Raw genomic sequence first — 22,510 nt, 5'->3', positions numbered from 1 at the left:
CCGTGGTCGGTGCGATCGGCGTTCACGCTCCCAGGATGCCATGCTCGCGACGCGCCGGGCCGTCGCCCGCGGCGGGGGCGAGCACGGCGCGGCAGGCGAGGTGCACGGCGAGGCGGGTCTCGGGATCCGTGAGGTCGACGCCGAGGAGCTCCTGCACCCGCCGGATCCGCACCGCGACCGTGTTGCGATGCAGGTTCAGCGCCGCAGCGGTCGCGACCAGGCTCGACTCCTGGTCGAGATACACCGAGAGCGTGCGCAGCAGGTCTCCGCTCGCGCCCTGCAGCGGCGCGAGCAGCGACGCCGCCGCGGGTACGAAGGTGTCGTTGCCGGTCCAGGCGAGCAGCAGTTGCTCGAGCCCGAGGCTGTCGACGCGGACGAACCACCCCGTCGCCGAGCGCGACGCCGCGATCCGGGCGGCGTCCGCGGCCTCGTCCAGGGTCACGGCGAGCCCCGCGGAGCCGCGCTGGAGCGATCCCACGCCCGTCGCGATCGCGAACGAGCGCCCCACCTCGCGGTGCAGGGAGCGCAGCCCCCGCGCGAGCCGTTCGACCGTCACCGGATCCGGCGCCTCGGAGAACGCGAGCCACCCGCTCAGCCCGCGGCCCGCGGTCGTCACGTGCGCCTCCGCGGCGATGCCGCCGAGCGCCGCGCGCACCGCGCGCAGCAGCGGCAGCGGGTCCAGCCGGCCGCGCCCGACCATCCGGAAGCCGAGATGATGTCCGGCCGTGCGCCAGCCGCGCTCGCCCATGCGGCGCTCGATGTCGTCGTCGGCGAGGCCGCGTGCGTCGACGAAGTCGCGGAGCAGGGCGGACGAGGCCGAGACGTCGTTGACCTCCGCGACCTCGTCGATGAGGATCCGCGCCGCGACGGCCGGCATCGCGATCTCCGCCGCCACCGAGAGTGCGGCGAGCTGGCTCTCGCTCAGTCCCGTGCCGAAGACGACCAGGCGCAGACCCGGCCGGCTCGGGCTGTCCACGCGCACCGAGGCGGCCGCGGCGTCGCCGGCGCGGGCGAGGTCGACCCAGGGGCGGAAGTCGATCGCCGCGTGCAGCGCCGGATCGAGCACGCCGCCCGAGGAATGCAGCACCTCGGTGCCGTCGACGAGGGCGAGGGGATGACCGAGGTTGGCGGACACCTGGCGCAGCAGGTCCGACAGGTCGCGGGCCGGGTACTCGAAGGAGCGCGCGACCTTGCGCACGTGCGAGAGGGTGAGGGCGTCCTGCGCCTGCACGAGCATCCAGCACGCCTGGGCGAGCACGATGGGCCGCTGCACGTCGAGCAGGCAGATCCCCAGCCGCTCCGCGAGCCGCTGCGCGCCGGGGTCGAACGCGCCGGCGTCCGGCATCGCGACGCCGCGGAACCCGCGCTCGCGGATCCGGCGCAGCATCGCGTCCTGCTGCCAGGGCGTCTCCGGGGCCGCGTCGAGCAGCACCGCGAGGCCGCCGTCGAGGAGCGCGGGCAGGTCGGCCTCCGCCGTCTCCACGGCGACCGCGTCCCATTCGGCGTCCTCGGGCCCGGCGATCCGGCGCAGGCCGCCGTTCTCGGGATGCGCGCGGAGGCCCGCGAGCGACAGCCGCGCGCTCATGCGGCGTCCAGCTCGGCGAGTCCGTACGTCGAGGGCAGCACGCGGCGCAGGCGCTCCGGACGTGCGAGCCACCAGTCCGGCGCGGGCAGGGAGAGGACGACCACGCGCCGCCCCGGGCCGAGGTCGGTGACCTGCAGGATCTCGCGCGACGCGGCGTCGAGCACGACGATGATCGCCGGCGCGGAGGCGAGCAGCTCTCCGTCGCTGAGCACCGCCAGGGACTCCGAGCGAGTCACGACGCGGTCGACCGCGCCGCCGGGACCCGCGATCTCGACGGACTGCACGTGCGGGTCGGCGTGGTGCGGGGAGACGCGATCGATCCGCCCCTCGGTCAGGAGCCTCGCGCCGAGCCGTGCGGCGAGCTCCGCCGGGGGCGCGAAGCGGGCGGCGAGGAAGGCTCGACCCAGCTCGAGGGCGCGGCGCTGATGTCCGGGGATCGCGTGCTCGCGGAGATCCCCGACCGTGAACCCGGCGAGCACGGCCGCGCCGGTCCCTCCCGCCTGGATGATGGCCGAGCGCACGATGCGCTCGGCGTCCACGGCGCGGTCCGTCTCGACGAGCGCGACGCCGCCGGCGCCGCTGTCGCAGGTGAACACGAGCCCCGGCACCCGGTCGACGAAGAGCGACATCTGGTCGAGCTCCGGCACGGCGCGCCCGGTGCAGTCGGCGTCCACGATCGTGCGCTCCCCGGAGAAGAGGAACGGGGCGAGGGCGTTCAGGCCGCCGCCCTCGATCGAGCAGACGGCGGGGATCCGCGTGCCCAGCCAGCGCTCCGCCGCGGCCACGAGATGGCCGAACGGCTGCAGCGACGGCAGGCGCTCGCCGAGCAGGATCGTGGAGCCCACGAAGGCGGCGCCGAAGCAGGGGGTCTCCGGATCCAGCTCGTCCACATCCGCGAGAGCGCGGGGTCCGCGGTCGTCACCGGCGAGCATCAGCTCGAGCATGGTCGTCGTGCCGCCGCCGCCGGAGCCGAGCAGTGCGCAGCCCCGTGCGAGCGCGGTCACGTCCTCGGGTCGCAGTCGCCACGCCATCGTCCCAGACTAGCTTTCCGGGCCTGTTCGCCGAGGCCCCCTCACGCGACCCGCGCCCCCCGTCAGTTACGTCCCTGCGGAGGGGTTCGGATGCGCGGAGGGGGCGTCGGCGTGCGGACGGCGGAGAGAGCCGGCTCAGGCGCCGAGCCGCTCGACCGGGAGGAACGGCTCGGCGAGGCCGAAGGCGGAGGGGCCGAACGCGGCGAGGGCGCCCTCGGTGCGCATCATGTCCGGCGTCGAGATGCCCAGCACGCGCACGCGCTGGCCGTAGCGCAGCCCCTCGGTCGTGATCGGCTCGGCCGTCTCGTGATCCACGACGCAGATGAGATCCGGCACGATCGCGACGACCTCTCCGTCGCGCCGCGCGATGAGGTTCTCGTTCTGGAACAGGATCTCGAAGACCCCGTCGCCCTCGAGCGGCGCGATCACGGCGCGTCCCTTCGCGAACCCCTCGGTGGTGCGGCGCTCGACGTCGACGACCTTGCCCACGGCGAGCTCGCGGACGTGGCTGTACAGCGTGGGCGAGAGCGTCTCGGCGATCGCCTCGAAGGGGGAGCGGTGCTGCTCGCGGGCCTCGCGGATCGCGCGGCCGAGGGCGAGCGCCATCGAGAGCGTGCGGGGCACGGCGGTGCGGCGCACGTCCGCGCCGGACATCGCGTACTCGGCGATGTGCCCGACACCGCCGAGGCGGATCGTGATCGCCCGGGCGAGCCACTCCATCTGGCGGTCGTCGTCACCGGTGTCGATGATCACGGTCTCGCCGCGCTCGCCGGCGAGGGCGAGGGGGGAGCCGTGCACGCCGTACACCGCGAACGTCTCCATGGACAGCTCGGGGAAGGCACGCCCCATCCCGTCCGCATCGACCACGGGCAGCCCGGTCTCGGCGGCGACGACGAGCGGGATCATCGAGTTGATCCCGCCGCACTCGATCGGCATCGTGGCGTCGGCCGTCCGCCCGAGGTGCGCCTCGAGCGCGCGCAGCGCGAGCGTGGGTTCGGTGCCCGCCGGGATCTTCTCGACCATCACGGTCGGCGCGCCCATCTGCGCGGTCGGGATCACGAAGAGGTCGTCGGGAAGGTCCTCCGGATCCAGGATCGTGATCGCCCCGTCGCCGAGGACGCGCTCGACGAGCTTGCTGCCGATGTAGGGGTCTCCGCCGCCGCCCGTGCCCAGCAGCGTCGCGCCGCGGGCGAGATCGGGGAGGTCGGCCGCGGTGAGCAGCCAGCTCATCGCGCCTCGATCCGCTCGCGCGACGCCTCGGGCGCCTGCTCCGGTCCGTCCGCTCCCGCACCGTGCGAGACGGTCCCGTCGAAGCGGTGGGCCGGCATGTCGTAGCCGAAGTAGCCGGGGCCGACCATCGCGAGCGCCTCGGCGGCGTGCCAGCGCTCGTCGGCGGGGGCCGCGAGCACGCGCACACGCTGCCCGTAGCGGAGGGCCTCGGTCGTGATCGGCTCTCCGGACTCGCCCTCGACGACCATGATGAGGTCCGGCGTGGTGGCGAGGATCCGCCCGTCGGCTTCGGCGACGAGGTGCTCGTTCTGGAACTGCAGGGTGAGCGCGGTGCCGCCGTCGCCCTCGATGCGGGCGCGGCCTCGGGCGAATCCGGTCGTCGTGGCGCGCTGCACGTCGACGACCTTGCCGTCGAAGAGCTCGCGCCCGGACAGCTCGCGGACCGCGGCCTCGACCGGGTCCGTCTTCGCGGCACGGGCGTCGGCGATCGCCCGCCCCACCGTGATGCACCGGGACAGCGAGCCGCCGACGAGTCCCGCTCTGGCCTGCGCGCCGGTCATCGAGAACCCGGCGATCATCGTGGAGCAGCCCATCTCGACGGTCGCGACGCGCGCGATCCGCTCCGTCCAAGTGTTGTCGACCGTCTGCAGCACCGCGATGTTGCCCTTCTCGTCGCTGAGGGCGAGCGGCGAGGCGGTGACGCCGATGAGCGTGGGCAGGACCATCTGCAGCTCGGGGAACGCGCGGCCCATGCCGTCGGCGTCCACGAGCGGCAGTCCGAGCGCCGCGGCGGCCGCGACGGGGATCGTCGAGTTCACGCCGCCCACCTCGGCGCACGCGATGTGCGTGACGGGGCGGCCCAGGTGCGCGCCGAGGGCGCGCACGGGCTCGACGACCTCGTCCAGGCTCGGGAGCTTCTCCACCATGACGGTCGGCGCGCCCATCATCGCGACGAACAGCACGTGCGCGTCGTCGGGGACCTCGGCGAGGTCGAGGACCGGGACGGGTCCGCCGGACAGCGCCTGACGGGCGAGGAGGGACCCGATGTACGGGTCGCCGCCGCCGCCGGTGCCGAACACGGCGGCGCCGCGGGCGAGATCCTCGATCTGCGCGGCGTCGATCTGCCAGCCCATCTCATGCCCCCATGTCCAGGTCGCCGACGGCTTTGGCGCGGATGCGCGTGGCGTTGCCGGGCAGGTACGGGATCGGGACCTCGTCGAAGTCGATGATCGCGACCGTGGACGGCTTCGCGCCGGCGGCGATCGCCTTGTCGACGGCCTCCGCGCGCACCGCGGCGATGGTCTCGTCGCGCGCGCCGGGGGCGATCGCGTAGACCTTGTCGATCTCACCGCCGACCTGGGCGATCGAGGCGCCGATCGCGTTCGCGACCGCGTAGTTCTCCGGGCGGTGCACGGGGCCGAACGGCTCCAGCACGTCGGGCAGCAGGATGGATCCGCCGCCGACGGCGACCACCGCGATGGGGTCGGGGGAGGTGCGCATGCGGTCGACCGCCTCCGAGACCCGCTCGGCGATGCGCGTGAGCACGCGCTGCACGAACTCCGGGTCGAGGTGCGCGACCTTCGCGGGGTCGCCGACCTGGGCGCGGCCCGCGGCGACCGCGATGTCGGTCGCCGTCAGCGTCGAGCCGCCGAAGACGAGCGCCTCGGTGCCGAGGCGGTAGCCGACCGAGGCCGGGCCGACCTCGGCCGTGGAGGTGTCGACGATGCTGCCGCCGCCGATCCCGAGCGAGAGCACGTCGGGCATGCGGAAGTTCGTGCGGATGCCGGCGACCTTGACCTCGTTCGCGGTCTCGCGGGGGAAGCCGTTGACGAGCAGGCCGATGTCCGCGGTGGTGCCGCCCACGTCGATCACCGCGCAGTCCTGCAGGCCGCTCGTGGCCGCGGCTCCGCGCATCGAGTTCGTCGGGCCGGAGGCGAAGGTGGCGACGGGGTAGCGGCGCACGTACTCGTCGTCCATGAGCGTGCCGTCGTTCTGGCTGAGGAAGATCGGCGCCTCGATGCCGTGCGCGCGGACGGCGGCGGTGAGGCCGTCGACGATCTCGGAGGCGAGCTCGCGCAGGGCGGCGTTGATGATCGTGGCGTTCTCGCGCTCGAGGATGCCGATCCGGCCGATCTCGTGCGAGAGGGAGATCGCGACGTCGTCGCCGAGGACCTCGCCGAGGATCTCGGCGGCGCGCACCTCGAGGTCGTGGTTGACCGGGCTGAAGACGGCCGAGATCGCGACCGAGCGGATCCCGTGCTCCTTCATGTCCGCGGCGATCCCGCGCAGCTCCTCGGGATCGAGCGGGGAGATCGGGCGGCCGTCGAACTCGTAGCCGCCGTGCGCGAGGTAGCTGCGCGCCTGGGCGGCCTCGAGCAGCTCGCCGGGCCAGTCGACGAGCGGCGGCAGGGCGCGGGTCGCGGGCAGACCGAGCCGGAGGGCGGCGGTGGGCGCGAGGCGGCTGGCCTGCACGAGCGCGTTGATGAAGTGCGTCGTGCCGATCATCACGGCCTCGATGTCGGATCCCTCGAACGGGTGGTGCGCGCGCAGATCCTCGATCGCCTGCACGATCCCGTCGGTCACGTCGGGGGTGGTGGAGTGCTTCACCCCGGCGAGGGTGTGGGCGCCGTCCATGAGGACGGCATCCGTGTTGGTGCCGCCGACGTCGATGCCGATGTGCATGGTTCTCGCTTTCTCGGTGTTTCTGAGACGGATGGTCCCGTCGCGGGGAATCGGAAGGCGCCGTGCCCCGCGACGGAGTCTGGGGGTCAGACCGCCGCGGTCTCCGCGGGGTCGGCCTGACGGGTGGGGACCGCGCCGACGCCGCGGACGAGGCCCAGCTTGCCCGCCGCGATGTACAGGACCATCGAGAGGAACAGGCTGATGAGGGACGGGATCCCCCAGGTCACGAAGTAGCCGACGAGGGACGAGACCAGCCAGACCACGATCGTGGCGGGGACGATGCGCGGGGCGGAAGCGGGGAGCACCCCCTCCTCGCGGCTGGCGTCGAGCTCCCCGCGCCAGCGCCGCACGACGAAGTACTCGGCGACCATGATGCCGGCGATCGGCGGGAACGCGACGCTCAGCACGATGAGGAACTGGGTGAACTGCCCGAGGATCCCGGCGGCGGCGAGGACGGATCCGACCACGCCGAGCACGATCGTCGTCGTCACGCGGTGCAGGTTCTTGCCGAACGTCGTGGACACGAAGTTCACCAGGCCCAGGGCCGAGGAGTAGAGGTTCCAGTCGTTGATCTTGAGCGTTCCCGTGATGACGATGATGAGACCGACCAGGCCGACTGAGCTCGTCACGATCGCGACGATGTCACCCGACTTCGCGGCGTGCGCGAGGAGCACCCCGGCCAGGCCGATCACGAACTCGCCCAGGGTGACGCCCACGACCGTCTGCTTGACGACGTCGGCGCGGGAGCGGTTGAAGCGGGTCATGTCGCCGGTGATGATCGCGCCCACGATGAGACCGCCGGCGACGATGCCGGTGCCGGCCCAGACGCTGATGTGCGGTCCCGGCGCGGGGCTCGTGAGCAGCGTGCCGAGGTCGTGGCGGCTGAGCTCGGAGATCACCGACCAGCCCACGAGGATGAGGAACAGCGGCACGGTGATGTTCGCGAGCCACTGCATGCCGAGGAAGCCGAACGCGACGATCGCGGTGACGGCGAGGCCGAACAGCAGGCTCCACAGCCAGGTCGGCAGCACGCCGGGCATGAGCGCGTCGAGCGACTGCGCCGAGATCGCGGACTGGATGCCGAACCAGCCGATGAGGCTGATGCCGATCGCGAGCCCGACGAGCGCCGCGCCGATCTCGCCGAAGCCGGTCCAGCGGGCGAGGAGCGCCGTGTTCAGGCCCTCGCGCTGCCCGATGAATCCGACGATGCACATGATGACCTCGAGGATCACGGATCCGAGGAGGAACGCGAGCGCCGCCTCCCCGAAGCTCATCCCGTAGCCCAGGGTGGCGCCGAGGAGGAACTGCGACAGGGCGGAGACCTGGCCGAAGCGCTGCACGGCGATGCCGAACCAGGGCTTTCGTGCTTCGGGTGTCACGCGGGAGAGGGCGAAGTCGTCGTGCGGCGCGATGCGGGCCATGGTGGTTTCCTTCGGGCGGAAGAGGATGGTGCCGCTCACGCTAGTGACGTGCCGCGCGCCCCACCATGTGCGATCTGCACTGATGTCGTCTGCTGATCGACAGGTCGCACATCCGCCGTCCCGCTCGCGGTGTGCTGGGGCCGCGGATCGTGGTCATCGCTCCCGCCGGGTGCACGGGGTCTCGACACCCGATTCAAGCGATGTGCGTGCTCGCCACGACTGTCTGTGATCACAGACAAGACGTCGTCCTGCGCCCTGTTCGAGCGGCAGGCGAGGGTGTGGAATCGTCTCATGCCCCACACTTCCCCTGTCACCGTCGGTGCGGCGCCGCTGCGCCCCGAGGATGTCGTCGCCGTCGCCCGCCACCACGCCCCGATCGTCATCGATGCGGGCGCCCTCGACCGGGTCGCCGCCGCGCGCGGCGTGATCGACGGCATGGCCGCCGACCCGAACCCGCACTACGGCGTCTCCACCGGCTTCGGGGCGCTGGCCACCACCTTCATCGCGCCCGAGCGCCGCCGCCAGCTGCAGCAGAGCCTCATCCGCTCGCACGCCGCCGGCACCGGACCCGAGGTCGAGACCGAGGTCATCCGCGCCCTCCAGCTGCTGCGCCTGCAGACCCTCGCCTCCGGCCACACCGGCGTCCGCCCGCAGGTCGTCGAGACCTACGCCGCGATGCTCAACGCGGGCATCACCCCGATCGTGCGCGAGTACGGCTCCCTCGGCTGCTCGGGCGACCTCGCCCCGCTCGCGCACATCGCGCTCGCCTCGATGGGCGAGGGCGACGTCCGCGACGCCTCCGGTGAGAAGGTGCCGGCCGCCGACGCGCTGGCCGCGGCCGGCATCGCCCCGCTGCAGCTCGTCGAGAAGGAGGGCCTCGCCCTCATCAACGGCACCGACGGCATGCTCGGCATGCTCGTCCTCGCCCTCCACGACCTCGAGGACCTCTTCCTCACGGCCGACATCTCGGCGGCCATGTCGATCGAGTCGCAGCTCGGCACCGACGCGGTCTTCGCGGCCGACCTCATGGCACTGCGCCCGCAGCTCGGCCAGGCCGTGTCCGCGGCGCACCTGCGCGCGTTCCTCGGATCCTCGCCGATGGTGCACAGCCACAAGGGCCCGGAGGACGGGCGCGTGCAGGACGCCTACTCGCTGCGCTGCTCGCCGCAGGTGCACGGCGCCGCCCGCGACACCGCATCCTACGCCGCCACCATCGCGGAGCGCGAGCTCGCGAGCGTCGTCGACAACCCCGTCGTCACCAGCGACGGACGGATCGAGTCCAACGGCAACTTCCACGGCGCGCCCGTCGCCGCCGTGCTCGACTTCCTCGCGATCTCGGTCGCCGACGTCGCCTCGGTCGCGGAGCGCCGCACCGACCGCGCTCTGGACCCGGCCCGCAGTCACGGCCTGCCGCCGTTCCTCGCCGACGAGGTCGGCGTCGACTCCGGTCTGATGATCGCTCAGTACGCCGCGGCCGGCATCGTCTCCGAGCTCAAGCGCCTCGCCGTGCCGGCCTCGGTCGACTCGATCCCGTCCTCCGCGATGCAGGAGGACCACGTCTCGATGGGCTGGGCCGCGGCCCGCAAGCTCCGCCGCGCGATCGACGGCCTCGGCCGCGTCCTCGCGATCGAGATCCTCACCGGCGCCCGCGCACTCGACCTGCGCGCGCCCCTCGAGGCCGGACCCGCCACCGGTGCGGTCCGCGACCTCGTCCGCACCGTGGCCGGCGGCCCCGGCCCCGACCGATTCCTCAGCCCTGACATGGAGGCCGTCGCTGCGCTCGTGCAGTCCGGCCAGATCGCTGCGATTGCGAAGGAGCACGCGAATGACTGACACCACCACCACCACGGCGGGCCCGACCCTGTCGGACCCGACCCGCTCCATCCGCGCCACCCGCGGCAACGAGCGCACCGCGAAGAGCTGGGGCGCCGAGGCCGCGAAGCGGATGCTCATGAACAACCTCGACCCCGAGGTCGCCGAGCACCCCGAGGACCTCGTGGTCTACGGCGGCACCGGCCGCGCCGCGCGCAGCTGGGAGGCGTACGACGCGATCGTGCGCACGCTCGACGAGCTCGAGCCCGACGAGACCCTGCTCGTGCAGTCCGGCAAGCCGGTCGGCGTGTTCCGCACGCACGAGTGGGCGCCGCGCGTGCTCATCGCCAACTCCAACCTCGTCGGCGACTGGGCCACCTGGCCCGAGTTCCGCAAGCTCGAGGCCGAGGGCCTGATGATGTACGGCCAGATGACGGCCGGATCCTGGATCTACATCGGATCCCAGGGCATCCTGCAGGGCACCTACGAGACGTTCGCGGCCGTGGCCCGCTCGCTCGGCAAGGACTCCCTCAAGGGCACGCTCTCGCTCACCGGCGGCGCCGGCGGCATGGGCGGTGCGCAGCCGCTCGCCGTCACCCTGAACGACGGCGCCTGCCTGATCGTCGACGTCGACGAGTCGCGTCTCGCGCGCCGTGTCGACCACGGCTACCTCGACGTCTACTACACCGACCTCGACGAGGCGATCGCCCGTGCGGTCGCCGCAAAGGAGGCGGGCGAGGCCCTCTCCGTCGGCATCGTCGGCAACGCGGCGGAGATCTTCCCCGAGCTGTTCCGCCGGGGCGTGCCGATCGACATCGTGACCGACCAGACCAGCGCGCACGACCCGCTCGCGTACCTGCCGATCGGCATCTCGGTCGAGGACTGGAAGGCCGAGGCCGAGCGCGACCCCGAGGAGTTCACCCGCCGTTCGCGCGAGGCCATGGCCGCGCACGTCCGCGCGATGGTCGCGTTCCAGGACGCGGGCGCCGCGGTGTTCGACTACGGCAACTCGATCCGCGCCGAAGCGGTGCTCGGAGGCTTCGACCGCGCGTTCGAGTTCCCCGGCTTCGTGCCGGCGTACATCCGCCCGCAGTTCGAAGAGGGCCGCGGCCCGTTCCGCTGGGCGGCGCTCTCGGGCGACCCGGAGGACATCTACAAGACCGACCGCGCCATCGCGGAGCTCTTCCCGGAGGACGCCGCGCTGCACCGCTGGCTGGAGAAGGCCGGCGAGAAGGTGCACTTCGAGGGTCTGCCGGCCCGCATCTGCTGGCTGGGCTACAAGGAGCGCCACCTGGCGGGCCTGAAGTTCAATGAGATGGTCGCCTCGGGCGAGCTGTCCGCGCCGATCGTCATCGGCCGCGACCACCTCGACTCCGGCTCGGTCGCCAGCCCGTACCGCGAGACCGAGGCCATGAAGGACGGATCCGACGCGATCGCCGACTGGCCGCTCCTCAACGCCCTGCTGAACACGGCGTCGGGGGCGAGCTGGGTGTCGCTGCACCACGGCGGCGGCGTCGGCATCGGCCGCTCCATCCACGCCGGTCAGGTGACCGTCGCGGACGGATCCGCCCTGGCCGCCGAGAAGCTCGAGCGCGTGCTCACCAACGACCCGGGCACCGGCGTCATGCGGCACGTCGACGCGGGCTACGACCACGCGAAGGACATCGCGCGCGAGCGCGGCCTCAAGGTCCCGATGGGACTCTGAGCCGAGCTCGGACACAGACGGCGTCCCGCTCTGCGCACCTCGTCGGGGGATGGGGGAGCGCAGGGCGGGACGCGACCATTTCTGGAAAGGCGGCGGGACATGCGGATCCTCATCACGAACATCGGCGAGCTGACGACGAACGACCCGGCCCCCGCGGTCGGAGAGCCGGATCGATCGGTCGGAGCTACCGGAGACCCCTGCGGCACGCGGCACGATGCCGCCGTGCTCATCGAGGGCGACCGGATCGCGTGGGTCGGAGCGGCGGCGGACGCCGACGGAGTCGTTGAGCGAGCGAAGCGAGACGAGCCGTCGCACGCCGACGAGCTCACCGTCGTCGACGCGGCGGGGCGCGCGGTGATCCCGGGCTTCGTGGACAGCCACAGCCACCTCGTCTTCGGCGGCGATCGGGCCGCGGAGTTCGAGGCCCGCATGCAGGGCCAGAAGTATGCCGCCGGCGGCATCCGTTCGACGGTGGCCGCCACCCGGGCGGCGAGCGACGACGAGCTGCGGGCGCGCCTGCGCGGCTTCCTCGACGAGATGCTCGCCCAGGGCACCACGACGGTCGAGATCAAGAGCGGCTACGGACTCGACGTCGCGACCGAGGAGCGCCTGGTGCGCCTCGCCGCCGAGGTCACCCCCGAGGTCACCTTCCTCGGCGCGCACGTCGTGCCCGCCGAGTACGCCGATCGCGGCGACGACTACGTCGACCTCGTCACGGGGGAGATGCTCGACGCCTGCGCTCCGCATGCGAAGTGGATCGACGTGTTCTGCGAGACGGGTGCGTTCACCGTGCCCCAGTCGCGGCGCGTGCTCGAGGCCGGCATCGCGCGCGGCCTGCAGCCGCGCGTGCATGCGAGCCAGCTCGGCCCCGGCGAGGGCGTGCAGTTGGCGGTCGACCTCGGCGCCGCCTCGATCGACCACGGCACCTACCTCACCGACGACGACGTGACGGCGCTCGCCGGATCCGACACCGTCCTCACGCTCCTGCCCGGCGTGGAGTTCTCCACCCGCCAGCCCTATCCCGACGCCCGCCGGCTCATCGACGCCGGCGTGACCGTGGCGATCGCCTGCGACACGAACCCCGGATCGAGCTTCACCTCGTCGATGCCCTTCTGCATCGCCGTCGCGGTGCGCGACATGCGGATGACCGTCGCCGAGGCGATCCACGCGGCGACGGCCGGGGGAGCGGCGGCCCTGCGCCGCACCGACATCGGCCGCATCGCTCCGGGGATGCGCGCCGACCTCGTGCTGCTGAAGAGCCCCAGCCGTGTGCACCTGGCCTACCGTCCCGGCGTGCCGCTCGTCGACGCCGTCTGGAAGGACGGCGTGCGCGCGGTCTGAGACGGGTTCGCCGGCCGGCGCGCGCCGACCGGCGACGTCACGATCAGCACAGGTTGTGACGATCGGCACAGGATCTGGTCTGAATCCTGTGCCGATCGTCGCACCGTGTGCTGATCGTGACGGCCCGAGCCTGGCGGACCACCCGTTCGGCGAGGGCGGGACTCAGCCCAGCGCTTCCGCGCAGACCACGGCCGCGGCGGCCGACCACGCCTGCGGGCGGCACGAGGCGGGGTACGGCACGGGTGCGACGCCCGGGGTGCGGGTGTCGCCGGCGTGCAGCTCCGGCATCCGGTAGTCGAAGCCCTCGGCGGCGTCCACGAGCTGACCCGCGACGGCGGCCGCCTCGTCGCGGAGCCCCGCGCGGAGCATGCCGTGCACGGCCACCGCGGTGTCGTGCGCCCAGACGCTGCCGCCGTGATAGCTGAGCGGCCAGAAACCGGTGGCCCCGGAGGACATCGTGCGGATCCCGAAGCCGCTCGACATCGAGTCGCCGAGCAGCAGCGCCGCGCAGGCGCGCTCCTCGTCCGGATCCAGCAGGCCGGTGCCGATCAGGTGACCGATGTTGCTCGTGAGGGTGTCGACCGCCGCGCCGTGCGCGTCCAGCGCGATCGCCGGGTAGCGTCCCTCGGGCGTGGTCACCCAGTAGGCGGCGCGGAAGCGGGCGCGCAGATCCGCGGCCCAGGCGCGCAGCCCCTCAGCGCCGTCCTCGCCCAGGGCATCGAGGAGGTCCGCGCCGCGCACGGCGGCCTCGTAGGCGTAGGCCTGCACCTCGCTGAGCGCGATCGGGCCCTCCGCCAGCCGGCCGCTGCGCCACTGGATCGAGTCGCCGGAGTCCTTCCAGCCCTGGTTGGCGAGTCCGTGCCCGGTCTCGTCGACGTAGTCGATGAAGCCGGATCCGCTCGCGTCGCCGTGCTCGGTCATCCAGCCCAGCGCCGCCCGGAGGCTCGGCAGGAGCTCCCGTACCTCGGCCTCGGGCATGCCCGCGTCGCGGGCGTCGGCGAGCAGGCAGACCCAGAGCGGGGTCGCGTCCACCGTGCCGTAGTACAGCGGGGGGAGGTGCACGCCCTCGTTCGGCAGCGACAGCGCGCCGCTGCGCAGCTCGTGCGGGATCTTGCCCGGAGCCTCGGCGGTGGCCGGATCCTTCTTCGTGCCCTGCAGGCGCGCGAGCACCCGTAGGGTCGAGGCGGCGATCTCCGGGTCCTGGCGCAGCGCCAGGCGCGCGGCCCAGATCGAGTCGCGGCCGAACAGGGTGAAGAACCAGGGTGCGCCGGCGGCGTAGAACGCGTCGTCCGGGTGCGCGGGAAGCGCGAGGCGCAGGGCGGCGAGGTCGCCGGCGGCGCGGTCGAGCCAGTGGCGCAGGCGCGGGTCGCCCGTAGCGGGCACGGCCGCGTGCGCGGCGTCCGCGGGAGCCGTCACGACCAGCGTCGCATCCTCGAGGGCGAGCGCGAACGAGAACTCCGCCGTCGAGCGCGGCTCCAGCACGGTCGTCCAGCGGACCGCGAGGGTCACCCCTTCGACCGCGATCGCCGCTCCCGGAGCCGTCAGCGCGAACGACGCCGGCCCCGAGGACGCGTGCTCGCCGTCCCAGGCCCAGGCTCCGGGGTCGGGGAGTCCGGCCTTGACGCGCTGCAGCGGCTCGAAGTCGGGCGCGAGCGTCACGGTCAGAGCGATGGGGACGGGCACCTCGCGGTGCGAGGAGACCCGGATCCGCTCCTCGACCCGGCCGGCGCCCACGGTCCGCGTCCGGTCGAGCCGCACCTTGGGGTCGGGCTGGTCGTCGTCGACGCCGCGCAGCACCGCCGCGAACACCGCCTGCTGCGGGGTCGGGGCGGAGCACGCGATCGTCTCGATCTCGGTGTCCTCGATGGCGACGCTCAGCGCGCGCACGTGACGCAGGTCGCCGTGGTAGACCCCGTGGATCGGCGCGGATCCCATGTCTCCGGTCTGATCCGACCACACCTGGGTCGGCGCCTGGAGGACGATGACGGCGTCGTTCAGGAGGGGCTGCAGTGGGGTGTCGGTCATGGGGCTCCTTCGTGAGGGGCGGTGCGCGGGCGGGGTGCCCGCCGGGCGGGGGAGAGGACGGGGATCAGGACAGAGGGCGGGAGGGGAGGATCCGGGCGGGCAGGCGCTCCTCGGCGCCATCGGCGGAGACGGCCCAGGCGTGCGCGTCCGGTCGCTCCGTCACGACCTCGGCGAGTTCCGTGCCGCGGTAGAGCAGGCCGACGCCCTCCTCGACGCCGTATCCGGGCGGGATCCGGCCCTCCGCGATGGCGTCGCGGAAAGCCGGCCGCCGGGCGGGCTGCGAGTCGTGGTGCGGGCTGAAGGATCCGGGAAGGAAGCGGAGGCCGTCGGCCACCGCCGTCGCCTGCGGGCCGAACGAGGTGGTGGTCCCGCCGCTGTGCCAGCACAGCCCGCCGGCGGATCCGCCCGCGAGGACGACGCCGGCCTCCCAGGCCTGCCGCAGCAGGTCGTCCAGGCCGTGCGCCCGCCACACGGCGAGCAGGTTCACCACGCTGCCTCCGCTCACCCAGATCACATCGCGGCTCAGCACGTGCTCCGCGAGGCGCTCGTGGTTCGGATGCGGGAACAGCCGGATGTGGCTGCCCTCGACTCCGGACGCGCGGGCGGCCTCGAGCTCCGCACCCTCGGCGGACCGTGGATCGCCGCCGGCGGTGTTCACGTGGGCGACGCGGGGAGCGCGCCCGGTCACGCCGGCGAGCTCGATCGCGAGGTGCACCAGGGGCCCGTAGGCGGCGTCGTGCCAGCCGCCGTCGACCATCCCTCCGCAGGTGGCGAGGATCGTCGGTGCGTCGGCGGTCACTCCTTCACCGCCCCGTCGCTCGAGTTCATGATGCGCTTCTGGAACAGGAAGAACATCACCGCCACCGGGATCGTCATGATGATGGCCGCGGCGAGCTTGAGCGGATACTGGCGGCCCTGGCTGAGCTGTCCGTTCGCGAGCTGCGCCACGCCCTTCGTGAGCGTGGTCAGCTCGGGCGACTGGGTGGAGACGATGAAGTGCGCCAGCTCGTTCCAGGATCCCTGGAACGACAGGATCACGATCGTGATGAGGGCGGGGCGCGCCATCGGCAGCACGACCGACCAGAACACCCGGAAGGTGCCGGCGCCGTCGATCCGCGCCTGCTCCTCGACGGAGACGGGGATTGACTCGAAGAAGTTCTTCATGATGAACACCCCGGCGGCATCGACGAGGAGCGGCAGGATCATGCCCGCGTACGAGTCGTACATGCCGAGGGTGTTGATCACCAGGAACTTCGGGATCAGCAGCACCACGGCCGGAACGCTCATGACGGCGATGAGCCCGGCGAACACCACGGTGCGCCCGCGGAAGCGGAGGCGCGCCAGCGCGTAGCCCGCGAGCGAGTTGAAGAACACCCGGCCCGCGGTGACCACGATCGTCACGACCACGGAGTTCTTGAACCAGGTGGGGAAGTCGCTGCGCAGGAACAGCTGCGTGTACGCCTCGGTGGTGAACGTCTGCGGCACCAGCGCGAGCGGGTTCGCCGCCGCATCCGGATCCGTCTTGAAGCTCGTGGCGACCTGGATGAGGAACGGGTAGATGTAGACCAGGGCGAGGGCGATCAGCAGCGCGTACAGCAGCGAGGTGGACGCGATCCGCACGGTGCCGCGCCGCGTGCGGCGGGGGACCGGGGAGGCGGGGGCGGTCATCGCGGAGCTCCTTCGCTCGTCGCAGGAGTCCGGTCGGCGGCCACCGCACGGGCGGCGCGCTCGGCGGCCTCCAGATACAGACGGTTGCGGCGCCGCGAGACCGGGCGCTCGCGCAGCACCCAGCGCTGGATCAGCGTGAAGGCGATGATGATCACGAACAGGATGAACGCGATCGCGGCGCCCTGTCCCCACTCCTGGTTGAGGAACGACGACTGGTACGACTGATACGCCGGGGTGATGGTGGTCTTGGCGGGCTGGCCGCGGGTGCCGGTGTAGATCTGGTCGAAGATCTGCCAGCAGCCGATCAGGCCGAGCGTGAGCACCGTGAACAGGGTCGGTCGCAGCTGCGGCAGGGTGATCCGCCAGAAGCGCTGCCAGCCGTTCGCGCCGTCCATCATCGCGGCCTCCTGCACCTCGCCGGAGATGTTCTGCAGCGCGGCGAGGAAGAGCAGCATGAAGGTTCCGCTCGTCGTGAAGATCGCCATGATGATGTAGACGCACATCGCGACGCTGGGACCGCCGATCCAGTCCCAGAACGAGACGCCGAGGAAGCTGTTCTGCATGAGCGCCGCGGGTCCGCCGGTCGCGCCGAAATGCAGGATCCCGGACGGGTCGTTGAGCCAGTTCGGCCCGTTGATGCCGAGCCAGCCGAGCGCCGCGTTCACCGCGCCGGTCGTGGAGAACAGGAACAGGAACAGGACGGTGATCGCGACGGAGCTGGTCACCGAGGGGAAGTAGAAGGCGGTGCGGAAGAACCCGCGTCCCTTGAGGATCTGCCGGTTCACGAGCACCGCGAGGAACAGGCTCAGCGCGGTCTGGCAGGGGACCACGAGGATCACGTACCACGCGTTGTTCTTGAGGCTCATGCCGAAGTCGGCCTCGGCGAGTCCGCCGCCGAGCAGCAGGGCGGCGTAGTTCTTCAGGCCGACGAACGAGACGCCGCCGGAGAAGGGCGAGCCCCGGCCGCCCCAGTCGCTCACGCTCACCCAGAGCGCCATGAGGACGGGGACGACCAGGAACAGGCCGAGCAGGATCAGCATCGGGGCGGTGAAGAGCCACCCCGATGCGGTCTCACCGCGCCGCAGGCCCTGATGGGCCGCGGAACGGGGAGACCGCACGGTGGAGGAGGCCATGATTACTTGGTCAGGGCTTCCAGGTTCTTCTGCGCGGCATCGAGGATCGCCTTCGGGTCGCCGGTCGCGAGCGAGCCGGGCTTGCCGTTGAAGTCGGTCACGACATCGCTCGCGCCCTTGAGGGTCGGCACGCCCTGGGCGTACTCGGCGCCGTTGAGGAACGGCACGAGAGCGGCGTTGTCCTTCTTCCACTGGTCCGCGGCCGACTTGATGGACGGCATCGGGCCGAACGCCTTCGAGAACGCCAGCTGGCTGTCGGCGCTGGTGAGGTGCTCGACGAGGTCGAGGGCGGCCTTCTGGTTCTTGCTGTCGGCGGCGATGCCCCAGCAGTTGGTGAACTGCAGCGTGCCCTTCTTGCCGTCGGGGCCGGCGGGCAGCTCCACCGCCTTGTACTTCACGGTCGGGTAGTCGTTGGTCATGGCGCCGGTGATCCAGTTGCCCTCGACGACCATCGCCGCCTTCTGGGTGCCGAAGGCCTCGCCGCCCCAGCCGGATCCGAGATCGGCCGCGAACTTCATCGAGCCGTCGTTCAGCAGCCCCTTGAGGTAGTCGAGCGCCTTGACGTTGCCCTCGGCGTCGGCCGTGGCCTTGGTCGAGTCGGCGTTCATCAGGCCGCCGCCGGCGGCGACCATGAAGGCGCCGACGCGGGCGTACTCGCCGCTCATGGACAGGCCCACGTGGCCGTCCGCGGTGAGCTTCTTCGAGACGGTGGCGAGCTCGTCCCAGGTCTTCGGGATGTCGGCATCGGTGAGCCCGGCCTTCGCCCACAGATCGGTGTTGATCACCAGCTGCAGCGTGGAGAAGTCCTTCGGGGCGCAGTACAGCTTGCCGTCGTAGGTGAACGAGGTGAGCAGGCTCGGGTAGAAGTCGTCCTTGTTCTTGAGCTGGTCGCCGTACGCGAGGAGCGACCCGTTCGAGGCGTAGCCGGCCAGGGCGTCGGTGGACTGGTAGAACACGTCGGCGGGGGAGCCGGAGGCGAAGCCCTGCGAGAGCTGCTGGTTCAGGTCGCTCGCCGCGGTCACCGTCGCCTTGACGCCCGACGTCTTCGACCAGGCGGCCACGGCGTCGTTGACCGCCTTGGTCTCCGCGTCGCCGGATGAGCCGATGAGGATGTTCAGCGGCTTGTCGGACGAGGTGAGCGTCGAGGATCCGGTGCTGCCGGCGTCGCCGCCGGAGAACCCCGAACCGCAGCCGGTGAGTGCGATCGCGCCGGCGAGGACGAGGGCTCCGGCCCCGATCGCGGCGCACATGCTGTGCCGTGTCATGTCTCTTCTCCCTTGATGAGCATCCGTGATGATGTGTGCTTCTCGGTGGCGACGGGACGCCGTCGCAAGAATTTGAACGATCAAACTCCGTGTCGAATACGCTAGGCGGCAGGAGCCCGGGGTGTCAAGGTGGGAAGGTGGTCCCGGATCCCGAGCCGGATCCGGAAGGGGAGAGACATGGTCAGGACGCCGACCGTCGAGGACGTGGCGCAGCGCGCCGGTGTGTCGCGGCAGACCGTGTCGAACGTGCTGAACACCCCGGCGATCGTGAAGCCGGCCACCCGAGAGCGCGTGCAGCAGGCGATCGTCGAGCTGGGCTACCGGCGGCACGCCGCCGCCCGTCAGCTGCGCACCCGCCGCAGCTCCACGATCGGCATCCACCTGGATCCCTATGTCGGCGGGGTCTCCGGGGTCGTGCTGGACCGCTTCGTGCACGCCCTCACCGAGCGCGCGAGCGAGCGCGGCATGCGCATGCTCGTCTATGCCGCCCGCACGGCCGACGACGAGATCGCCCGGCTCGCGGAGCTCTGGGAGGGGTCGGAGATCGACGCGGCGATCATCACCGGCACGTTCCACGGCGACCCGCGCACCCGGTGGCTGGGCGACGCGCAGCTGCCCTTCGTCGCCTTCGGGCGCCCCTGGGGCGAGGACGACCTGGCCGCCCCCGAGCACCTCTGGGTCGACGTCGACGGGGCCGCCGGCACCCGGGCCGCCACCGAGCACGCGCTCGACTTCGGCTCCCGCGTCGCGTTCCTCGGCTGGCCGACGGGATCGGGCACCGGAGACGATCGCGAACGCGGCTGGCGGGAGGCGATGGCCGCGGCCGGCGCGACGGGTCCGCGGTGGACGACCCAGGAGGACGTCGCGCGGGCGCGGGCCGTCGTCGCAGGCGCGGAGGCGGACGTGGACGCGGTGGTGTGCGCGAGCGACTCCCTCGCGATCGGCGCCCTCCTCGCGCAGACGGAGGGATCCGCACGGGTGCCCGTGATCGGGTTCGACAACACGCCGACCGCGGAGGCGCTCGGCTTCTCGAGCGTGGAGCAGCGCCCCGAGGACGTCGCGGCGGCGACCCTGGAGCTGCTCATGGGGCCGACCGGCGAGACGGTCACCCCGCGGGACGTGCGGGCCGGCACGGCGCACGCGCTCATCGAGCCCCGCCTGGTGGTGCGCTAGCCGAAGCGGCGGCGATGGTACGGCGGCGGTGCCGGGCTGGTGCCGGGCTGGTGCCGGGCTGGTGCCGGCGCTCGGGCTGGTGCCGGCGCTCGCGTCGTCTGCGGCCCGGCCGGGCGAGTCGTCCCGGGTCTCGTCGCGTGAGGAGCGGATCCGGATCCGCCCGCCCGCGTCCGCCGGATCGGGCATAGCGTGGAGGCATGGCACGGATCCTGATCTTCGGCGGCCACGGCAAGGTGGCCCTGCTCCTCGAACCCCTCCTCACGGCGCGCGGCGACCAGGTGACGGCGGTGATCCGCGACGCCGGCCAGAGCGACGACGTGCGCGCGACCGGCGCGGACCCGGTCGTCTTCGACGTCGAATCGGCGTCGCGGGAGGCGATGGCCGCACTGATCGCCGGGCACGACGCGGTCGTGTGGTCGGCAGGCGCCGGCGGCGGATCGGCGGAACGCACGCGTGCCGTCGACCTCGATGCCGCGGTCCGGTCGATGGCGGCGGCGGCCGACGCGGGCGTCGCGCGGTACGTGATGGTGTCATACTTCGGATCCTCGCTCGAGCACGGGATCCCCGCGACCGACTCCTTCTTCGCCTATGCCGAGGCGAAGGCGCAGGCCGATGAGGCACTGCGGGCATCCGGCCTGGACTGGACGGTGCTCGCCCCCAGTCGGCTGACCCTGGACGAGGCGACGGGACGGATCGACGCCACGGCGGAGACCTCGGGCAGCGTGTCCCGCGCCGACGTCGCGCAGGTCATCGCACAGACGCTCCTCGAGCCGGCGACCATCGGGCGCACGATCCGGTTCAACGCCGGAGAGGTGCCCGTCGACGAGGCTCTGCGCGCCGGCTGAGCACCGAGCATCGGTCGACCAGCAGCCGAGCCAGCGGGCGGCTGTGGAGCCGTCGAGCCGGGCGGCGCGGGCGGTCAGCGGCGGTCGAGCGCCGCCAGCGCGATCCGGTCCAGACCCCATACGGCGAAGAGCGCGACCCCGGCGAGGCCGAGTCCACTCGCCCACAGCGCCGCTCCGACCGCGCCGAAGAGCACAGTCTCCAGGAGCACGCGTCCCCCGGGGCGGATGTCGAAGCGCGCCTGGGGCGAGAGCAGGAGCCCCCAGATCACAGCCGGCACCGCGACCGCGACGACGGCGCCGATCCACCCCGGCCAGCCCGGCAGGAGCCGTACCGCAGCGGTCGCCGCGCCGGCCAGCAGCGCGAGCTCGATCACGAACCGCAGCCCCAGCGCGACGCGCACGGCGGGGCCGCCCCCGAGGAACGGATCGCGCGCGCGGCTCCCGCTCATCGGCGGATCAGGCCCGGCCGGCGAGCGCTGCGAGCAGCTCCAGCACGCAGAGCGCGGCGAGGCGGACGGTGCGCGCATCCTCGTCGTCGGCGGTGGCGTCCACCTCGGCGATGTCGGCGCTAACGACGCGGGGGTCGCCGGCGATGCCGCGCACCAGCGCGCGCAGCTCCCAGGCGGCGAACCCGCCCGGCACACTGGCCGGGCACCCCGGCGTCGCGGCGCGGTCGCAGGCGTCCACATCGATGTCGAGGTGCACGCGGGAGGCGTCTCCGGCGCCGGCGATCTCGACGGCCTCGGCCACGACGTCGTCGATGCCGCGGCGGCGCACCTCGTCCAGCGTGATGACCCGGATGCCCCAGTCGGCGGCGCGCTGGGCGTAGGCCGCGGAGTTCGCGAAGTCCGCGATGCCGATCTGCACGATCCGGTGCGGATCGATCGCGGATCCCTCGGGGGCGTCCTCGACGAGGCGGCGCACCGGCGAACCGTTCGAGACGCCGTCGCGCAGATCGAAGTGCGCGTCGATCGTGATGAGACCCGTGGATCCGGATCCGAGGGCGACGGGGTAGGTGAGGGAGTTGTCGCCGCCGAGGGCGATCACCAGCCGGGAGGCCGCGGCGAGCTGGGACACGCGGGCGATCGTGCGCGCGACACCCTCGTCGCCGTCGGGCTCGTGCACGTCGCCGGCGTCGGAGATCTGCAGCACGGCGTTCAGATCCACGATGGGCGGGCCCATCAGGGTCGGGCTGTAGCGGCGGAGCGCTTCGCGGATCGCGGCCGGCGTCGCATGCGCGCCCGTGGGGGAGAGCGACGTGCGCCAGGTCGGAACTCCGAGCACGACCGCGTCGGCGGGGGTGCCGAACGCGGGCCAGTCGCCCCCGCGGGGCCAGAGGGGATCGTGCGACAGTGCCATGGGAGTCCCTTCTCGGAGGCGCGGACCGCATCCGATAGAAAGCGTGCCACGGCGCCGGCCCTCGGCGGTGGCGTGCCGCCGAGCGCTGTCTGGCCCACGAGACACCCGGCTTCGTGCGGCGTGTGGTGCGGAGCCCACGCCAGCCCTCGCCTTGGCCCGGCCCCTGGCCTTGGGGTCGGCCCTACCCTGGCCTGGTGCCCGGCTTTGGGGTCGGCCCCTCCGCCACGCCAGGCTC

Annotated in this window: 18 protein-coding genes; 5 read left to right on the top strand and 13 right to left on the bottom strand. The window is 72.6% G+C overall.

The window, feature by feature from the left end:
• Positions 1–22: 22 nt before the first annotated feature.
• From WFJ01_RS07850 to WFJ01_RS07825, 6 genes are all read right to left on the bottom strand, one after another.
• Complete coding sequence (locus WFJ01_RS07850; RefSeq protein ID WP_336628728.1) at positions 23–1,585, bottom strand: PucR family transcriptional regulator; 1,563 nt, start codon at positions 1,583–1,585, stop codon at positions 23–25.
• Entirely contained in the window at positions 1,582–2,616 is a 1,035-nt protein-coding gene (locus WFJ01_RS07845) for a DUF917 domain-containing protein (protein ID WP_251446454.1), read from the bottom strand. The genes WFJ01_RS07850 and WFJ01_RS07845 overlap by 4 nt, the downstream gene beginning before the upstream one ends.
• Before the next feature lie 135 nt (positions 2,617–2,751).
• Positions 2,752–3,846: a DUF917 domain-containing protein gene (locus WFJ01_RS07840; RefSeq protein ID WP_295034414.1), complete on the bottom strand. Its 1,095-nt coding sequence runs from the start codon at positions 3,844–3,846 to the stop codon at positions 2,752–2,754.
• Entirely contained in the window at positions 3,843–4,979 is a 1,137-nt protein-coding gene (locus WFJ01_RS07835) for a DUF917 domain-containing protein (RefSeq protein WP_336628727.1), read from the bottom strand. The genes WFJ01_RS07840 and WFJ01_RS07835 overlap by 4 nt, the downstream gene beginning before the upstream one ends.
• A 1-nt stretch (position 4,980) precedes the next feature.
• A complete protein-coding gene (locus tag WFJ01_RS07830) occupies positions 4,981–6,528 on the bottom strand; it encodes a hydantoinase/oxoprolinase family protein (RefSeq protein ID WP_251446462.1) in 1,548 nt (515 codons plus the stop codon).
• Positions 6,529–6,614: 86 nt separating this feature from the next.
• Positions 6,615–7,949 carry a purine-cytosine permease family protein gene (locus WFJ01_RS07825; protein WP_295034146.1) on the bottom strand — a complete coding sequence of 445 codons (1,335 nt, stop codon included), beginning with the start codon at positions 7,947–7,949 and terminating at the stop codon, positions 6,615–6,617.
• A 291-nt stretch (positions 7,950–8,240) separates the two neighbouring features.
• On the opposite strand from WFJ01_RS07825, the gene hutH reads away from it, so the two are divergent.
• The 3 genes from hutH (at position 8,241) to hutI (ending at position 12,807) form a co-directional block, all read left to right on the top strand.
• Positions 8,241–9,782, top strand: a complete 1,542-nt coding sequence (gene hutH / locus WFJ01_RS07820) for a histidine ammonia-lyase (protein WP_251446468.1) — start codon at positions 8,241–8,243, stop codon at positions 9,780–9,782.
• Entirely contained in the window at positions 9,775–11,466 is a 1,692-nt protein-coding gene (hutU, locus tag WFJ01_RS07815; RefSeq protein WP_251446471.1) for a urocanate hydratase, read from the top strand. The genes hutH and hutU overlap by 8 nt, the downstream gene beginning before the upstream one ends.
• Positions 11,467–11,565: 99 nt before the next feature.
• Positions 11,566–12,807 (top strand): imidazolonepropionase, encoded by a 1,242-nt coding sequence (gene hutI, locus WFJ01_RS07810; RefSeq protein ID WP_336628726.1) that lies wholly within the window; start codon positions 11,566–11,568, stop codon positions 12,805–12,807.
• A gap of 162 nt (positions 12,808–12,969) precedes the next feature.
• Here the strand turns inward: hutI and WFJ01_RS07805 are convergent, their stop codons facing one another.
• The 5 genes from WFJ01_RS07805 to WFJ01_RS07785 form a co-directional block, all read right to left on the bottom strand.
• Entirely contained in the window at positions 12,970–14,832 is a 1,863-nt protein-coding gene (locus tag WFJ01_RS07805) for a glycogen debranching N-terminal domain-containing protein (RefSeq protein WP_336628725.1), read from the bottom strand.
• A gap of 64 nt (positions 14,833–14,896) precedes the next feature.
• Positions 14,897–15,631, bottom strand: coding sequence for a peptidase E (locus WFJ01_RS07800; protein ID WP_336628724.1), 735 nt, complete (start codon positions 15,629–15,631; stop codon positions 14,897–14,899).
• Positions 15,628–16,500 carry a carbohydrate ABC transporter permease gene (locus tag WFJ01_RS07795; RefSeq protein WP_251446482.1) on the bottom strand — a complete coding sequence of 291 codons (873 nt, stop codon included), beginning with the start codon at positions 16,498–16,500 and terminating at the stop codon, positions 15,628–15,630. Before WFJ01_RS07795 ends, WFJ01_RS07800 begins: the two co-directional genes overlap by 4 nt.
• Positions 16,497–17,633 (bottom strand): carbohydrate ABC transporter permease, encoded by a 1,137-nt coding sequence (locus WFJ01_RS07790; RefSeq protein ID WP_251446485.1) that lies wholly within the window; start codon positions 17,631–17,633, stop codon positions 16,497–16,499. Before WFJ01_RS07790 ends, WFJ01_RS07795 begins: the two co-directional genes overlap by 4 nt.
• A gap of 2 nt (positions 17,634–17,635) precedes the next feature.
• Entirely contained in the window at positions 17,636–18,898 is a 1,263-nt protein-coding gene (locus WFJ01_RS07785) for a sugar ABC transporter substrate-binding protein (protein WP_336628723.1), read from the bottom strand.
• Between the two features lie 177 nt (positions 18,899–19,075).
• On the opposite strand from WFJ01_RS07785, the gene WFJ01_RS07780 reads away from it, so the two are divergent.
• Together WFJ01_RS07780 and WFJ01_RS07775 are read left to right on the top strand one after the other, a co-directional pair.
• Positions 19,076–20,071, top strand: coding sequence for a LacI family DNA-binding transcriptional regulator (locus WFJ01_RS07780; protein WP_336628722.1), 996 nt, complete (start codon positions 19,076–19,078; stop codon positions 20,069–20,071).
• Between the two features lie 197 nt (positions 20,072–20,268).
• A complete protein-coding gene (locus tag WFJ01_RS07775) occupies positions 20,269–20,916 on the top strand; it encodes an SDR family oxidoreductase (protein WP_292884366.1) in 648 nt (215 codons plus the stop codon).
• A gap of 74 nt (positions 20,917–20,990) precedes the next feature.
• On the opposite strand, the gene WFJ01_RS07770 is transcribed toward WFJ01_RS07775, so the two are convergent.
• Positions 20,991–21,365 carry a DUF2568 domain-containing protein gene (locus WFJ01_RS07770; protein WP_336628721.1) on the bottom strand — a complete coding sequence of 125 codons (375 nt, stop codon included), beginning with the start codon at positions 21,363–21,365 and terminating at the stop codon, positions 20,991–20,993.
• 7 nt (positions 21,366–21,372) lie between these two features.
• On the bottom strand, positions 21,373–22,275 hold the full coding sequence (locus WFJ01_RS07765; RefSeq protein ID WP_295035207.1) for an agmatinase family protein: 903 nt from the start codon (positions 22,273–22,275) through the stop codon (positions 21,373–21,375).
• Between the last annotated feature and the right edge of the window lie 235 nt (positions 22,276–22,510).

This window comes from Microbacterium sp. MMO-35 (assembly GCF_037147555.1).
Classification (GTDB): domain Bacteria; phylum Actinomycetota; class Actinomycetes; order Actinomycetales; family Microbacteriaceae; genus Microbacterium.
Note: the sequence above shows the minus strand (reverse complement) of the source record. Positions and strands in the feature narration are given on the sequence as shown.

Bases quoted from the DNA above. Each gene is read 5' to 3' on its own strand.
- WFJ01_RS07850 (WP_336628728.1), bottom strand. From the start codon at position 1,585: ATGAGCGCGCGGCTGTCGCTCGCGGGCCTCCGCGCGCATCCCGAGAAC.
- WFJ01_RS07845 (WP_251446454.1), bottom strand. From the start codon at position 2,616: ATGGCGTGGCGACTGCGACCCGAGGACGTGACCGCGCTCGCACGGGGC.
- WFJ01_RS07840 (WP_295034414.1), bottom strand. From the start codon at position 3,846: ATGAGCTGGCTGCTCACCGCGGCCGACCTCCCCGATCTCGCCCGCGGC.
- WFJ01_RS07835 (WP_336628727.1), bottom strand. From the start codon at position 4,979: ATGGGCTGGCAGATCGACGCCGCGCAGATCGAGGATCTCGCCCGCGGC.
- WFJ01_RS07830 (WP_251446462.1), bottom strand. From the start codon at position 6,528: ATGCACATCGGCATCGACGTCGGCGGCACCAACACGGATGCCGTCCTC.
- WFJ01_RS07825 (WP_295034146.1), bottom strand. From the start codon at position 7,949: ATGGCCCGCATCGCGCCGCACGACGACTTCGCCCTCTCCCGCGTGACA.
- hutH (WP_251446468.1), top strand. From the start codon at position 8,241: ATGCCCCACACTTCCCCTGTCACCGTCGGTGCGGCGCCGCTGCGCCCC.
- hutU (WP_251446471.1), top strand. From the start codon at position 9,775: ATGACTGACACCACCACCACCACGGCGGGCCCGACCCTGTCGGACCCG.
- hutI (WP_336628726.1), top strand. From the start codon at position 11,566: ATGCGGATCCTCATCACGAACATCGGCGAGCTGACGACGAACGACCCG.
- WFJ01_RS07805 (WP_336628725.1), bottom strand. From the start codon at position 14,832: ATGACCGACACCCCACTGCAGCCCCTCCTGAACGACGCCGTCATCGTC.
- WFJ01_RS07795 (WP_251446482.1), bottom strand. From the start codon at position 16,500: ATGACCGCCCCCGCCTCCCCGGTCCCCCGCCGCACGCGGCGCGGCACC.
- WFJ01_RS07790 (WP_251446485.1), bottom strand. From the start codon at position 17,633: ATGGCCTCCTCCACCGTGCGGTCTCCCCGTTCCGCGGCCCATCAGGGC.
- WFJ01_RS07785 (WP_336628723.1), bottom strand. From the start codon at position 18,898: ATGACACGGCACAGCATGTGCGCCGCGATCGGGGCCGGAGCCCTCGTC.
- WFJ01_RS07780 (WP_336628722.1), top strand. From the start codon at position 19,076: ATGGTCAGGACGCCGACCGTCGAGGACGTGGCGCAGCGCGCCGGTGTG.
- WFJ01_RS07775 (WP_292884366.1), top strand. From the start codon at position 20,269: ATGGCACGGATCCTGATCTTCGGCGGCCACGGCAAGGTGGCCCTGCTC.
- WFJ01_RS07770 (WP_336628721.1), bottom strand. From the start codon at position 21,365: ATGAGCGGGAGCCGCGCGCGCGATCCGTTCCTCGGGGGCGGCCCCGCC.
- WFJ01_RS07765 (WP_295035207.1), bottom strand. From the start codon at position 22,275: ATGGCACTGTCGCACGATCCCCTCTGGCCCCGCGGGGGCGACTGGCCC.